Raw genomic sequence first — 14,663 nt, 5'->3', positions numbered from 1 at the left:
TCCCGCGCCCATGCCCCCTGGCAAGAAGACCGCCCGCGCGAAGCGCGCCGCCGCCCGCCCGCGCCCGGAAGGCGGGCTCGGCGTCGCCATCCTGTCGCGCAACCCGCGGCTCTACTCCACCCGCCGCCTGATCGAGGCGGCGACCGCCCTCGGCCACGCCCCGCGCGTGCTCGACACCCTGCGCTGCAACATGGTGCTGGCGCGCGACCGGCCGCGGATCTTCTACCTGGGCGAGGAGGTCCTCGCGACCGACGTCCACGTGGTCATCCCCCGGATCGGCGCCTCCATCACCGGCTACGGCGTCGCGGTGGTGAACCAGTTCGACCTGATGGGCGTCCCGGTGCTGGCCGCCGCCACGCCCATCGGCCGCTCGCGCGACAAGCTGCGCGCCCTGCAGCTCCTCTCCCGCTTCGGCATCGACATCCCGCGCACGGTGATGTGCCGCTACCGCGAGGAGGTGCCGGAGGCGGTGCAGATGGTGGGCGGGCTGCCCTGCATCATCAAGCTCATCCAGGGGAGCCAGGGCGTGGGCGTGATGATCGCCAACACCGAGCTGGAGGTGCGCGGGCTGCTCGACACGCTCTGGACCCTCGGCCAGGAGATCCTGCTGCAGGAGCTGGTGGCCGAGTCGAAGGGCCGGGACGTCCGCGCGCTGGTGGTCGGCGACCGGGTGGTGGCGGCCATGCGGCGCACCGCGCGCGCCGGCGAGTTCCGCTCCAACATCCACCGCGGCGGGGTGGCCGAGTCGCTCGAGCTCGGGCGCGAGTACGCGGAGACCGCGGTGAAGGCGGCCCGGGTCATGGGGCTCGAGGTGGCGGGCGTGGACATGCTCGAGGCCCGCACCGGCCCGAAGATCATGGAGGTCAACAGCTCGCCGGGCTTCGAGGGGCTGGAGGCGGCCACCGGGCTCGACATCGCGGCCCTGTACGTGCGGCACGCGGTGGAGTTCGCGAGCGCGCGGCAGTCGGGGTACGCGAGCGGCCACCTCGCCTGACGCTTCACCCTGCGTCGTGTGGGTGTCGCGCGCAGTCGCCGGCTCGCGTGACACGGGGGAGCAGGCAGCCGCCCGTCGCTTCTGCGCGGCGCGCGCGCCCGAGTAGAATCCGCGCCCGTCGTGTCCCCCCACTACCGTCACGCACAACCCGTCGCGCTGGTCCTCTACGAGGATCCGCTCTCACCGTGGTGCCTGGTGGCCGAGCGGCGCATCCTCGCCGCGCTCGAGGACGTCGAGGGCGCGTTCGGCGCGCTCCAGCTCGAGCCGTACCCCACCCGGCTCGAGCCGCGCGCCATGACCAAGTCCGAGCGGCGCGCGCTCGCCCGCGCCGCGCGCAAGGCCGCGCGCGAGCCCGAGGCGGCGGCGGTCACCGACGACCTCTGGCTCTCGCCGGATCCGCCGCTCACCTCCATCCCGGCGCTCACCGCGCTCGCCGCCGCGCGGCTGCAGGGCCCTGGCCGCGAGGCCGCGCTGCGCCACGCCATCCGCGAGGCGTCGCTGGTGCGCGGGCTCAACGTGGCGCGCACCGACGTGCTGCTCGAGCTCGCCGACCGGGCCGGGCTCGACCTGCACCGCTTCGCCGGCGCGCTGGCCGCGCCCGCCACCGAGCGGCGCGTGCGCGAGGTCCACGAGAGCGCGTTCGACAAGGGCATCCGCGGCGCGCCTGCGCTCGTCATCGGCGACGAGTGGCTGGTGACCGGCCCGCGCTCGGTGGACGAGTACCGGACCGTGCTGCAGCGGTACGCGTCGGCCAGGCTCGGCCTCGCACCTCTCAAGACACTCCACTGATCACGACGAGGGCTGCGCCCTCGCCCCGCCGCCCTGAGCTCGCCGAAGGGCGTCGGGGCCCCACTCCTGCTTCGCGGGGCCCGTGACCTTGCGCGCCCGCCGTCGCGGGCGCGCGCAAGGTCCCCGCGGGCGCCGCTGCGCGGCGCTGGAGCATGCCGCCACCGACCAGCCACCCGGCGTGCGCCCGCTTCACGCCGTGCCGCGGGCGCGCGCGCACATCCGCGCCCACGCGCGTCGTTCCGCGGGGTTCGGCGGTGGCATGGCCGCTGCTATGCTCGCGCTCGAATTTCGACGGCGCGCCGCCCGTCGATCCCGTGGAGCGCGCCGCTCCGAGGAGCCCACCATGAAGCGCACCCTCGCCATCCTCGCGCCGCTCGCGATCGCCGCCTCGGGCTGCGTGGTCGCGACGCCGGTGCCGTCCGAGCCGCCGCCGGTCGCGATGCCCGCGCCGCCGCAGCCGCTGCAGGTCTGGTACTACGGCGAGCACTTCGTGCCCGACACGTTCGGCGGCGGCTGGTGCTACGAGCCCGGCGCGCACTGGCACGACTACTACCCCGACCAGCCGTCGGCCTACGTGCTCGACGGCGGCTACTACTTCTACCGGGGCCCGCTCGTCTTCACGTACTGGGAAGGCCACCCGGTGCCGGGCGGCGGCTGGTGCTACGTCCGCGGCCCGCATCGCCACGACTACTACCCACCGCGCGGCAACGACTGGCAATGGCGTCGCGGGCGCGGCTGGGCCTACCGCGGCAACTGGCGCCCCGAGCGCCCGCCGCCGCCGGCCTACTGGCCCTCGCGCCCGGCGCCGTATCCGTCGCGGCCCGCACCGGCCCCCGCGCCGGCGCCGTACCCGGGCCGTCCCGCGCCCGCCCCGTATCCCGGCCGGCCGGCCCCGGCCCCCGCGCCCGCCCCGGCCCCGTATCCGGATCGCCCGTACCCGGGCCGCCCCGCGCCCGCGCCGGCCCCCGCTCCACTGCCGGCCCCGGCCCCGTACCCCGGCCGCCCCGTCCCCGCCCCGGCGCCGGCGCCGGCCCCCGACGAGCGCGGCCACCGCGACGACGCCCCCGGCCACGGGACCCTGCCCCCGGGACACGGCGGCACGCCGCCCGGCCAGGCCGCGCCGGCCTACCCCGCGCCCGGCCGAGGAAACGACCGAGGAAACGTCCAGCCCCCCGGCCACGGTGGGACGCCGCCCGGCCGCGCCGCGCCGGCCCCGGCTCCCGCCCCGGCGCCGCGGGACGACGCCCGCGGCGGCGGTAACGGCCAGGGCCGCCGGGACGACAAGGGCGACAAGGGCGACGGCGGCAAGAAGGACGACCGGAAGTCGCGGCAGCAGGACGATCTGAAGGACCGCCGCTTCCAGCGCCTCTAGCCCCCCGCTTCGCGGGCCTTCCAGGAGGGCCGCCCCTCACCAGGGCGGCCCTCTTCGTTCGTGGCACCTGACGGGTAACTTGCCCTCCCGCGCGGGACGCGGATAGCGTCCTGCGTCATGAATCCAGCCCTCACCAGCGCGATGCTCGTCGTCGCGGCCGCGGTCTTCACCTTCACGATGACCCGCCGCGTCATGCCGCTTCTCGCGCTGCGGCGGGACGTGCGCACCGACCGGCCGGGGGAGCGACTCCGGGCCCTCGTCCGCTACGGCCTCGGCCAGCGGCGCCTCGTCGATCCCGAGGAGCGCCGCCCGGGCCTGCTCCACGTCGTCATCTTCGCGGCGTTCCTGGTCCTCGCGCTCCGCACCGTCACGATGTTCGGCATGGGCTTCTCGGCGGGCTTCCACCTGCCGCTGCTCGCGCCGGACTCCGGCCTCGGCCGCGCCTACGGGCTCGTGAAGGACGTGATGGTGCTGCTCGCGCTCGTCGCGGTGCTGGGCTTCCTGTGGCGGAGGCTCGTCACGCGGCCGGACCGGGTCACGCGCTCGACCGAGGGCGTGGTGATCCTCTTCTTCATCGCCGGCCTGATGATCACGGACGTCCTGTTCGACGGCGCGCTGCACGTGCTGCGCGAGGACCCGCTCGGCCTCGGCGACCTGCTCGCCGGCGCCGGCTTCCAGCTCCCCGCGCCCCGCTTCGACTGGCTCGCGCCGGCCGGCTCGCTCGGCGCCGCGCTCTACCACGGGATCGGCGCGTCGGCGGGCACGGTGAGCGCGGTGGGCGAGGCGTCGTTCTGGCTCCACCTCGCGCTCATCCTCGTCTTCGGCAACGTGCTGCCCTACGGCAAGCACTTCCACATCATCACCGGCCTGCCGAACGTGTTCTTCGCGCGGCTCCCGCCGGCGGGCGCGCTCCGCAAGCTCGACCTCGAGGCGGAGGACGCGAGCTACGGCACCGCCACCGTGAAGGACCTGTCGTGGAAGGAGGCCTGGGACGTCTACAGCTGCACCGAGTGCGGCCGCTGCCAGACCCACTGCCCCACCTACGTCACCGGCAAGCCGCTCAGCCACAAGGAGGTGAACCGGTCGATCCGCCACCACCTCGCCGAGGTGGCGCCGGCGCTCACCGCGCTGGCGCGCGCGAAGGACCCCGCGGTCCGCGAGGCGGCGGCGGGCGCGCTCCCGCCCATCTCCGAGGTGATCCCGCCGGAGACGTTCTGGGCCTGCACCACCTGCGGCTGGTGCGAGACCGCCTGCCCGGTCCTCATCGAGAACGTGCCGCGCCTGGTGGACATGCGCCGGCAGGCGGTGCAGGTGGACTCGGTCTTCCCCGACGAGGCGCAGCGCGTGTTCAAGGGGATCGAGACGCAGGGCAACCCCTGGGGCATCGGCTCGAACAAGCGCACCGAGTGGTGCGAGGACCTGGACGTGCCGCGCGCCGCCGACGGCGGCGACCACGAGTGGCTGTTCTTCGTGGGCTGCGCCGGCGCGTTCGACGACCGGCAGAAGAAGGTCTCGCGCGCCATCGTGCGGATCCTGCGCGAGGCGAAGGTGTCCTTCGCGATCCTGGGCGAGGAGGAGACCTGCACCGGCGACGCGGCCCGGCGGCTCGGCAACGAGTACCTGTTCCAGATGCAGGCCACCGCGCTCACCGAGACGCTGAACGGCCACGGGGTGAAGAAGATCCTGGTGCAGTGCCCGCACTGCCTCAACACCATCGCGAACGAGCTGCCGCAGTTCGGCGGCCGCTACGAGGTGGTGCACCACGCCGACCTCATCGCGCGCCTGGTGAAGGACGGGCGGCTCGCGCCCGGGGTGGCGGAGGGGCTCGGCCAGGTGACGTTCCACGATCCCTGCTACCTGGCGCGATGGAACGGCGTCACCGAGGCGCCGCGCGAAGCGCTCGCCGCGGCGGGCGTGCAGGTGGCGGAGATGCCGCGAAACCGCCGGCAGGGCTTCTGCTGCGGCGCCGGCGGCGGCCGCTTCTGGCTGGAGGAGAAGCTCGGCGCCCGCGTGAACCAGAACCGGGTGGAGGAGGCCGCCGCGACGCTCGGCAAGGCGGGCGGCGTCATCGCCACCGGCTGCCCGTTCTGCCTCACCATGATGAAGGACGGCGTGAACGAGACCGGCCGCGAGGAGACGCTGCGGGTGCTGGACGTCGCCGAGATCGTGGCGCTCGGGCTGCCGAAGCGCGCCGAGTCCGCGCCCGCCGCGGCGCCCGAGAGCACCCCGGCCGCGCCGCGGGGCGAGGCCTAGCCGGGGGGACGCGTCCCCCCGAACACCTCCGCGCAGGCGTCGAGCCGTCGGCGCACCTCGGCCTCGAGCGCCTCGAGGTCGTTGCCGGAGCGCGGGTCCGCGCCCACGCAGGTGAGGATCCGGTCGTGGGGCGAGCCGCCGGTGCGTCCGAGCGCCTCGTAGTCGATGCGCCGCGCCACCGGCTCGCCGTCGGCCCCCGGCCGGAACGCGCCGAACAGGCCGTCGGAGCCGGGCGCGAGCTCCTCCTTCAGCGCGAAGAGCTCGCGGAGCGCGGCGCGGAACGGCGGGTGCTCGAGGTGGCGCAGCTCGACCCGCGCGCCGGCGCGGACCGCCACCCCGGCGAGCGCCGCCCGGACGAACTCGACGTCGGTGATGACGAGGCCGTACAGGTGGTAGTCGTCGCACGCGGCCGCGGCGATGGCCGCCTCCTCCTCCGAGAGCCAGGCGTGGCTCGGGCAGAGGAACGCGTCGCAGGTGGCGACGTCGTAGACGCCGCAGTCGCGCAGGTCCACGCCGCCGTTCGCGGCCGGGTGCGCCAGGCACCCGACGCGCGACTCGGCCTCGTCGAGGAAGCCGAGCAGCGGGCAGACGCGCACCGACGGGAAGAGCGGCGCGGGCCCGCCGACGGCGAGCGCGGCCGCGGCGGCGTGGAACGCGGCCGGGGTGCGCTCGACCTCGCGGAGGACCCGGGTGCGCCGCGCGAGCTCGGCGTGGAGCGAGGGGCGGGAGAGGTCCTCGGCGTTGTACAGGCCGCAGCACGCGCCGCAGCTCATGCCGTCCCGCTGGCAGAGGCTCTTCACGGACGGGCGAGCGAGGTGCGGCAGCTCGCGCAGAGCCCCGGCCCCTTGCGGTCGCTGTCGGCGGCGTCGCGCGAGAGGAACATGGCGCAGCGGAAGTCGAGGCAGTGCGAGAGGCCGAGCAGGTGCCCCACGCCGTGCACCGCCTCCACCTGGATCCGCCGCCGGGCCAGCGCCGGGTCGGCCGCGCCGAGGCGCGACACCGAGTACACCGCCGCGCCCGCGTCGCGGTCCGCGTCGCCGAGCACGTAGGCCGCGTCCGGCAGGAACAGGTCCACGTCCACCACGCCCAGCACCGGGACGCCGCCCGCGCCGGCGCGCAGCGCGGCCAGCCGGCGGACGATGGCGGGCGCGTGGTACTGGCCGCGGTCCTTGTTGAACGCGTACTGCGGGCGGTCCAGCGACGGGCCGGCCTTGCTGGCGAGCCCGTACACGTCGCGGAGCGCCTGCGCCGCCTCGGCGAGCGTCTTGGGGCCCACGTTGCCGAGGCCGATCAACAGGACGTGCGAAGGTGCCGCCACGGGCCTCACCTCGTCGTGCGCGTTCGCCGCCCGGGAGGGAGAGCTGGCTGAGGCGGAAGGATTCGAACCTTCATGAGCGGATCCAAAGTCCGCGGTCCTGCCATTAGACGACGCCTCAGGATGCTTCACGGACACGCGCGCGCTGCTCCGGACTTTGCGCTCCCGACGCGCTGTTGAGTGGCCCTCACCCGCTGACCGCGATCAAGCCGTCACCAGCGTACCAGGGCGCTGGCCCAAGTAAAGCCGGCCCCGAAGGCGCACAGTCCCACCAGGTCTCCGCGGACGACGCCGCGCGCCTCGACCGCCTCGGCGAGCGCGAGCGGGATGGAGGCCGCGGTGGTGTTGCCGTAGCGCTGGATGTTGTTGAACACCTGGTCGTCGCGCAGCCCGAGCGAGCGCTGGACCATCTGCGCGATGCGGAGGTTCGCCTGGTGCGGGACGAGGACCTTCAGGTCCTGCGGGCCCACGCCGTTCTTGTCGAACGCCTCCTTCAGCACCTCGGGCATGCGCACGACCGCATGCTTGAAGACCTTCTGCCCCTCCATGTGCGGGAAGATGCTGGCGTCCTCGAGCATCCGCGGCTGGACGCGCGGGTGGTAGATCGACCCGGGCGCGTCGGTGAACAGGTCGCGCGCGAAGCGGCCGTCCGCGTGCAGGTGGCAGGAGAGCACGCCGCGGCCCGGGTCGTCGGTCGCCTCGAGCAGCGCCGCGCCCGCGCCGTCGCCGAAGATCACCGCCACGTCGCGGCCGCGGGTGGTGACGTCGAGGCCGGTCGAGTGGACCTCCGAGCCGACCAGCAGGATGCGCCGGTACATGCCGGTGCGGATCCAGGCGTCCGCCACCGAGAGGCCGTAGAGGAAGCCGGTGCACTGGTTGCGGATGTCGATGGCCGGCACGCCGGGGATGCCGAGCTTCGCGTTCAGGAAGCAGCCGTCGCCCGGGAACATGTGGTCGGGCGAGAGCGAGGCGTAGACGATCGCCTCGATGTCGGTCGGCTTCCAGCCGGCCTTGTCGAGCGCCTTCTTGGTGGCCTCGAGCGCGAGGTCCGAGTTGCCGGTGCCCTCGCGGACCCAGCGGCGCTCCTGGATCCCGGTGCGCTCCTGGATCCACGCGTCGGTGGTCTCCATGTGGCGCGTGAGCTCCTCGTTGGTGACCACGCGGTCGGGGACGTGCGTGCCGAGTGCGACGATGGCGGCGCGGGGCATGGGCGGCTCCTTCCTCTGCTAGCGGTGAACTCGGGTGCGGTGCGCGGGGGCCGGAGCGGTCCGGCGTCCCGGCCGCGCCCGTCAGATGTCCAGGTTCTGGACGTCGAGCGCGTGCTTCTCGATGAACTCCCGGCGCGGCTCCACCGCGTCGCCCATCAGGATCGAGAACACCTCGTCGGCCTCGACCGTGTCGTCCACGCGCACCTGCAGCATGGTCCGGCGGGCCGGGTCCATGGTGGTCTCCCAGAGCTGCTCGGGGTTCATCTCGCCGAGCCCCTTGTAGCGCTGGATGGTCTGGCCCTGCCCGGCGGCCTTCTTGACGGCCTCGACCGCCTCGAAGACGTCCAGGACCTCCTCGGCGCCCTCCGGCGTCTCGAGGCGGAACGGCCCGGGCCCGAGCTCGGCGATGGCGGCGTGCAGCGCCGCGAGCTCGCCCCACTCCGCGCCCGACAGGTAGTCGTGGTCGAGGCGGGTGTCGCGCGGCGCGCCGGCCATGCTGGTCTGGTAGACGAGCGCGTCGCAGCCGTGCTCCTCGTCGCGCTCGATCTTGGCGATGCGGACCTGGAGCTCGGGGTGGAGCTTCTGCGCCTTCTCGAAGATCTTCTGCACCTGCTCCTTCACCTGCTCGTGGTGCTTCAGCAGGTCGAGGTCGAGGTCGCCGAGCTGGATGGCGGCGTCCACGATGCGGCTGTCGCGCCGGCGGTCCACCCGCGCGAGCAGGGCCCGGTAGGCGATGGCGTCGCGGGCGAGCCGCGCGAGGTCGCGCCCCTCGACGACCGTCTCGCCGGCCACGAGCCGGGTCCGGTCGGTCCCGAGCGCGAGCAGGTACTCGTCGAGCGCCGCCTCGTCCTTGAGGTAGCTCTCCTTCTTGCCCTTCGCGACGCGGAACAGCGGCGGCTGCGCGATGTAGACGAGCCCGCGCTCGATCACGCTCGGCATCTGCCGGAAGAAGAACGTGAGGAGCAGCGTCCGGATGTGCGATCCGTCCACGTCCGCGTCGGTCATGATGACGATCTTGTGGTAGCGGATCTTCTCGACGTCGAACTCCTCGGGGCCGATGCCGGTCCCGAGCGCGGTGATGATGGTCGCGATCTCCGCCGACCCGAGCATCTTGTCGAAGCGGGCCTTCTCGACGTTCAGGATCTTGCCGCGGAGCGGGAGGATGGCCTGGGTGCGCCGGTCGCGCCCCTGCTTCGCCGAGCCGCCGGCGGAGTCGCCCTCCACCAGGTACAGCTCCGACTCCTTCGGATCCCGCGACTGGCAGTCGGCCAGCTTGCCCGGCAGCGAGGCGCTGTCGAGCGCGCCCTTGCGGCGCACCGTCTCGCGCGCCTTGCGCGCCGCGATGCGGGCGCGGGCCGCCTCCGCCACCTTGCCGCAGATCCGCTTCGCGACGTTCGGGTTCTCGTCGAGGAACGCGGAGAGCCGCTCGTTGAGCATGGTCTCGACCATGCTCTTCGCCTCGGTGTTGGAGAGCTTGGTCTTGGTCTGCCCCTCGAAGCTGGCGCCGGGCAGGCGGACCGAGATCACCGCGGCGAGCCCCTCGCGCATGTCGTCGCCGCTGGGCAGCTCGTCCTTCAGGTCCTTGAACAGGTTGTTCTTCTGGCCGTAGGCGTTGATGGTGCGCGTGAGCGCCGCCTTGAAGCCGATGAGGTGGGTGCCGCCCTCGTGGTTGTGGATGTTGTTGGCGAACGCGAAGACCTTCTCGTCGTAGCCGTCGTTCCACTGCAGCGCGATCTCCACCAGCGCCGCGCCGCGCTCGGTCTCGACCTCCTGGCGCAGCGCGATGGGCGGCTGGAACAGCACGTCGCGGCTCTTGTTCAGGAACGCCACGAACTCGCGGATGCCGTCCTTGAACAGGAACTCGTGCTTCTTGCCGTGCCGCTCGTCCTCGATGGTGATCTTGAGGCCGGCGTTCAGGAAGGCGAGCTCGCGCAGGCGGCCCGAGAGCGTCTCGAAGCTGTACTCGGTCACCTCGAAGATGGTCGCGTCCGGCTTGAACGTGATGCGGGTGCCGCGCCGCTGCGTCTCGCCGATGGCCGTGACCTTGCCGGCGGGCGTGCCGCGCTCGTAGCGCTGCGCCCAGACCTTGCCGTCGCGGTAGACCTCGGCCTTCAGCCACTCGGAGAGCGCGTTCACGCAGGTGACGCCCACGCCGTGCAGGCCGCCGGAGACCTTGTACGCGTTCGACTCGAACTTGCCCCCGGCGTGGAGCTTCGTGAGGACCACGTCGAGCGTGTCCATCCCCTTCACCGTCGGGTGCGGGCCGACCGGGATGCCCGAGCCGTTGTCGAGCACGGTGACGGAGTTGTCGGCGTGGATGGCGACGTTGATCTCGTTGGCGCGGCCGGCCATGGCCTCGTCCACCGAGTTGTCCACGACCTCGTAGACGAGGTGGTGCAGGCCGCGGGCGCCCACGTCGCCGATGTACATGTGCGGCCGCTTGCGCACGGCCTCGAGGCCCTCGAGCACCTTGATGGTGTCGGTCCCGTAGTCGTCATCCGCGGGAGCCGCGGGACGGGGGCTCTGCTCGGCGGTTTCCAGGGGGGTCCTCGCTCGTTTCTCTGAAAGGTTCTCAGGTGTTGAGGCGACCCTGGGGTATAGCAGGCGCGGACGCCGGAGGCAACGTCTTATCCGGACCGCAACCCCGCGAGCTTCTTCACGAAACCAGCGGGGAAACCACCCCTGATCGCACCTCGTAGAACGCGGTGTCGGGCCCGGCGGCCGGCTCGATGAGGCGGCGGTCGGTGGTGGTGAGGAACGCCTGGGCCGGCAGGGCGGCCAGGTAGCCGAGCAGGAACCGGTTCTTGGCCGGATCCAACTCCGAGGAGACGTCGTCGAGCAGCAGGAGCGGCGGGCGCCCCAGCGCCGCGCGCAGGTTCTCGATCTCGGCGATCTTGAGCGCGAGCACGAGCGCGCGCTGCTGGCCCTGGCTCCCGTAGAGCCGCGCGCCCTTCCCGCCGAGCGCGAGCACGAGGTCGTCCATGTGCGGCCCGGCCGACGTGAAGCCCTTCTCGCGATCGCGCTCGAGCCGCGTCTCCAGGGCGCGGGCGAGGCGCGCCGCCACCTCGGCCTCCGGGTGCCCCACCTCGACGCCGCCGGCGGCGCGGTAGGCGAGGTCGGCCTCGGGGGCGGCCGGCCCGGAGATCTCGGCGAAGGCGGCCCGGAGCCGCGGGGCGAGCTCCGCCACGAGGTCGCGCCGCCGCACCAGGAGGCGCGCCCCGGCGCGCACCAGCGGCTCGCGGAAGCTCGCCTCCACCTCGGCCGTGCCGCTGCGCAGCGCCGCGTTCCGGGCCCGCAGCGCCCGCACGTACTCGCGCGCCTCGCCGAGCACCGCCGGCCAGCGGTTGAACGCGGCGCGGTCGAGGAAGCGCCGCCGCCCGTCCGGCCCCGCCTTCACGAGCAGGAGGTCGTCGGGCGAGAAGCAGACCGAGGCGAGGCCCTCGAAGTAGTCGTCGAGGCGGGCGCCGGAGCCGAGCGCCTTGCCGTCGAGCGAGGCGGTGCGGCCGCCCGCGGCCACCTGCACCGCCACCCGGCGCACGCCGCCCGGCCCCTCGAAGTCGCCGGCCACCGCGGCGTCGGCGGCGCCGAACCGGACCAGCTCCGCGAGCCGCACCGCGCGGAGCGGCTTCAGCGTGGTGAGGAAGTAGATGGCCTCGAGGAGGTTGGTCTTCCCCTGGCCGTTCTCGCCGAGGAGCACGGTGGCCCGCGGCGACGGCGCGAGCTCGACGGCGGCGAGGTTTCGGAAGTCCTGGACGTGGAGGGAGAGGAGCTTCACTCAGGTGAACCACGGACCGTCAGATGCGCATCGGCATCACGACGGCGGTGAAGCCCTGGTCCGCCTCCTCGCCGCCCTTCAGGACGCCCGGGGAGAGGTCGTCGGCGAGCTCGAACACGACCTCGTTCGACTTCACCGCCTGGAGGACCTCCATGATGTAGCGCGCGTTGAAGCCGATCTTGAGCGGCTCGCCCGCGTACTCCACCGGCACCTCCTCCTTCGCCTCTCCCAGGTCCGGGTTCTGCGAGAGGACGCGGAGCAGGTCCTTCGAGAGGTCCAGCTTCACGGCGTGCGCCTTGTCGGACGAGAGCAGCGAGATGCGCCGAAGCGTCTCGAGGAAGCGGGCGCGGCCCACCTTGAAGACCTTCTCGCCGGCCTTCGGGATGACCTGCTTGTAGTCCGGGAACAGCCCCTCGATGAGCCGCATCACGAGCACCACGTTCGGCCGGCGGAAGATGGCGCTGTTCTCCACGAACCCGAGCTTCGCCTCCGGCTTCTCCTCGCCGGACTCGGCCGCCTCGGCGAGCAGCTTCTTCAGCTCGGCGAGCCCCTTCTTCGGCAGGATCACGCCGCGCTTCAGGCCGAAGGTGGCGCCCACGGTGCGCTCGGAGAGCGACAGGCGGTGGCCGTCGGTGGCGACCAGGCGGAGCGCGTCGCCGGCCGGCTCGAAGTAGACGCCGTTCAGGTTGTAGCGGGTCTCGTCGTTCGAGACGGCGAAGAAGGTCCGCTCGATCATCTCGAGCAGCAGCGCCGGGTCCACGTCGGCGAACGGCACCTTGTCGAAGCGGGGCAGCGCCGGGAAGTCCTCGGCGGGCAGGCCGACGATCCGGAACTCGGACGGGCCGCTCTTCACCTCGAGGTAGTTGTTGTGCGCCTTCTTGAGCGTGACGGTCTGCTCGGGCAGGGCGCGGACGATCTCGTAGAGGTGGCGGGCCGAGACGGCCACCGCGCCCTCCTTCAGCACCTCGCAGGCGTGCTCGGAGGAGACCGCCAGGTCGAGGTCGGTGGCGGAGACGACGAGCTGGTCGCCCTTCTTCGCCTCGAGCAGGACGTGGGAGAGGATCGGCATCGTGCTCTTCTTCTCGACGATGCCCTGCGAGCGGCCGAGGGCCTTCGCGAGCTCCTGGGCGCCGATCTTCAGTTCCATGGGATGATCCTCTTCTTTGAGATCCGTCGTCGAAGCAGGGGGAGGACCGATGTGGAAAAGCGGCCGAGCGCCCTGATCCTGCTCGAGTTTCTTCCCCGGAAAAACCCGTGGATCCAGCTGGGTGTGGGTTGTGTAGCGCGCCGCGAGAGAAGGTGTCAACGCTCGCCCACAGCCCGTCCCCAGCCGGATCGACGCACCTTCCACCGCCTTCCCACAGGCTGTTCCGGGTGCGGGGCGACCGAGGCCGGCCGTTCGACTCCGGTCGCGGCCGCCGGGAACCTACGCTCAGGGTGACCCTTCGACTCGGGCGAGCCTTCGGGCCGCCTACGCTCAGGGTGAGGGAAGGCGCGAGGACGCACCACGGCCTCCGTGGCCGCGAGGCGGGCCGCGCGAGGGCGTGGCGGGGCGATGGCGCCTAGGGGGCCAGCTTCGCCGAGAGCTGGGCCACGGCGGTGCGGACGGCGTCGTCCGACTCGAGGAGGCCCTTCACGCGGTCCACCGCGGCGATGACGGTGGTGTGGTCCTTCTTGTTGAACTTCTCGGCGATGGACTGGAACTTCTCCTTCGCCAGCTCGCGGCAGAGGTACATCGCCACCTGGCGCGGGAACGCGATCTTCTGCTCGCGCGACGCGCTGGTCAGCTTCGCCACGGTGAGCCCGTAGTGGCCGGCGACCGCCTCCTGGATCTTCTCGATGGGCGGGCGGTAGCCGGGCGGCGGGATGACGTCGGAGAGGACGTCGCGGGCGAGCGGCACCGTGATCGGCTCGCTCTTCAGCGAGGCGAACGCGGCGAGGCGCATGAGCGCGCCCTCGAGCTCGCGGACGTTCGACCGGATGTGCTGGGCGAGCAGCTGGGTGACGTCGTCCGGCAGGTCGATCTTCTCCACGTCCGCCTTCTTCTGGAGGATGGCGGCGCGGGTCTCGAACTCCGGCACCTCGATCTGCACCCGCATGCCCCACTCGAACCGCGAGCAGAGCCGCTCGTCGAGGCCCTTCAGCTCCTTCGGCGAGCGATCGCTGGAGAGCACGATCTGGACGTGGTGGTCGTGGAGCTCGTTGAACGTGTGGAAGAACTCCTCCGCCGTCTTGTCCTTGCCGGCGAGGAACTGCACGTCGTCCACCAGCAGCGCCGAGCACTCGCGGTACTTGCGGCGGAACTCGTCCATCGTGCCCCTGGAGAGGGCGGCGACGAAGTCGTTGGTGTAGCGCTCGGAGGAGACGATGGCGACGCGGCCGCCGCTCTTCTCGAGGATCGCGTGGGCGACCGCGTGGAGCAGGTGCGTCTTGCCGAGGCCGGAGTCGCCGTGGAGGAAGAGCGGGTTCCAGGTGCGGCCGGGGTTGGCGGCGACGGCCTGGGCGGCGGCGAAGGCGAAGTGGTTGGAGGCGCCGACCACGAAGGTGTCGAACGCGTAGCGCGGGTTCGGGCGCGAGTCGCGCGGCTCGAGGTGCGGCTCGGCCGCGCGCGCCGCCACGGCGGCGGGCGGCGGGGAGGCCGGCGCGCCGATCGGCCGCGGCGCGTCGTCCACCGCGAACGCGATCCGGAGGCGCTCGCCGGTCAGCTCCGGGATGAACTCCTCGAACCAGCCCCGGTAATTGTCCTCGACGAAGTCGCGGTGGAACTTGTCCGGCGCGCCGATCTGGAGCCGGCCCTCGCCCAGCGAGACGGGGCGGAGCGGCTCGAACCAGCGCTCGTACAGGTCCTCGCGGCAGCGGGCGCGAAGGAACCCGTCGATGCGGGACCAGAGATCGTCGAGCGGCGTTTCCACGAGTGCGCTCGCAGGTGCTTCCATCCCCAAGTCCCCCAAGGACCG

11 protein-coding genes and 1 tRNA gene are annotated in these 14,663 nt (G+C 72.9%); 4 read left to right on the top strand and 8 right to left on the bottom strand.

Going from position 1 to position 14,663, the window contains the following annotated elements; all coding sequences use genetic code 11:
- Positions 1-10 precede the first annotated feature (10 nt).
- The 4 genes from ADEH_RS00070 to ADEH_RS00055 all read left to right on the top strand — a co-directional run bounded on the left by ADEH_RS00070 (position 11) and on the right by ADEH_RS00055 (position 5,408).
- Positions 11-994 carry a RimK family alpha-L-glutamate ligase gene (locus ADEH_RS00070; RefSeq protein WP_011419072.1) on the top strand — a complete coding sequence of 328 codons (984 nt, stop codon included), beginning with the start codon at positions 11-13 and terminating at the stop codon, positions 992-994.
- Positions 995-1,114: 120 nt separating this feature from the next.
- Complete coding sequence (locus tag ADEH_RS00065; RefSeq protein WP_011419071.1) at positions 1,115-1,783, top strand: DsbA family oxidoreductase; 669 nt, start codon at positions 1,115-1,117, stop codon at positions 1,781-1,783.
- Positions 1,784-2,126: 343 nt separating this feature from the next.
- Complete coding sequence (locus ADEH_RS00060; protein ID WP_041453228.1) at positions 2,127-3,155, top strand: hypothetical protein; 1,029 nt, start codon at positions 2,127-2,129, stop codon at positions 3,153-3,155.
- A 117-nt stretch (positions 3,156-3,272) separates the two neighbouring features.
- Positions 3,273-5,408 (top strand): (Fe-S)-binding protein, encoded by a 2,136-nt coding sequence (locus ADEH_RS00055; protein WP_011419069.1) that lies wholly within the window; start codon positions 3,273-3,275, stop codon positions 5,406-5,408.
- On the opposite strand, the gene ADEH_RS00050 is transcribed toward ADEH_RS00055, so the two are convergent.
- The 8 genes from ADEH_RS00050 to dnaA form a co-directional block, all read right to left on the bottom strand.
- Positions 5,405-6,208, bottom strand: coding sequence for a hypothetical protein (locus ADEH_RS00050; protein ID WP_049760063.1), 804 nt, complete (start codon positions 6,206-6,208; stop codon positions 5,405-5,407). The two genes, ADEH_RS00055 and ADEH_RS00050, sit on opposite strands and share 4 nt — an antisense overlap.
- Positions 6,205-6,726 carry an archaemetzincin gene (locus ADEH_RS00045; RefSeq protein WP_011419067.1) on the bottom strand — a complete coding sequence of 174 codons (522 nt, stop codon included), beginning with the start codon at positions 6,724-6,726 and terminating at the stop codon, positions 6,205-6,207. The genes ADEH_RS00050 and ADEH_RS00045 overlap by 4 nt, the downstream gene beginning before the upstream one ends.
- Before the next feature lie 44 nt (positions 6,727-6,770).
- Positions 6,771-6,844 (bottom strand) — tRNA-Gln (locus ADEH_RS00040).
- 91 nt (positions 6,845-6,935) lie between these two features.
- Positions 6,936-7,931: a 3-oxoacyl-ACP synthase III family protein gene (locus ADEH_RS00035; RefSeq protein WP_011419066.1), complete on the bottom strand. Its 996-nt coding sequence runs from the start codon at positions 7,929-7,931 to the stop codon at positions 6,936-6,938.
- A gap of 81 nt (positions 7,932-8,012) precedes the next feature.
- Complete coding sequence (gene gyrB / locus ADEH_RS00030; RefSeq protein ID WP_081436884.1) at positions 8,013-10,472, bottom strand: DNA topoisomerase (ATP-hydrolyzing) subunit B; 2,460 nt, start codon at positions 10,470-10,472, stop codon at positions 8,013-8,015.
- Between the two features lie 115 nt (positions 10,473-10,587).
- Positions 10,588-11,706, bottom strand: coding sequence for a DNA replication/repair protein RecF (recF, locus tag ADEH_RS00025; protein WP_011419064.1), 1,119 nt, complete (start codon positions 11,704-11,706; stop codon positions 10,588-10,590).
- A gap of 19 nt (positions 11,707-11,725) precedes the next feature.
- Positions 11,726-12,853 (bottom strand): DNA polymerase III subunit beta, encoded by a 1,128-nt coding sequence (dnaN, locus tag ADEH_RS00020; protein WP_011419063.1) that lies wholly within the window; start codon positions 12,851-12,853, stop codon positions 11,726-11,728.
- Positions 12,854-13,268: 415 nt separating this feature from the next.
- Entirely contained in the window at positions 13,269-14,618 is a 1,350-nt protein-coding gene (gene dnaA, locus ADEH_RS00015) for a chromosomal replication initiator protein DnaA (RefSeq protein WP_232287391.1), read from the bottom strand.
- Positions 14,619-14,663 lie beyond the last annotated feature (45 nt).

The sequence above is a fragment of the Anaeromyxobacter dehalogenans 2CP-C genome (genome assembly GCF_000013385.1).
Taxonomy (GTDB): Bacteria; Myxococcota; Myxococcia; order Myxococcales; family Anaeromyxobacteraceae; genus Anaeromyxobacter; species Anaeromyxobacter dehalogenans_B.
Note: the sequence above shows the minus strand (reverse complement) of the source record. Positions and strands in the feature narration are given on the sequence as shown.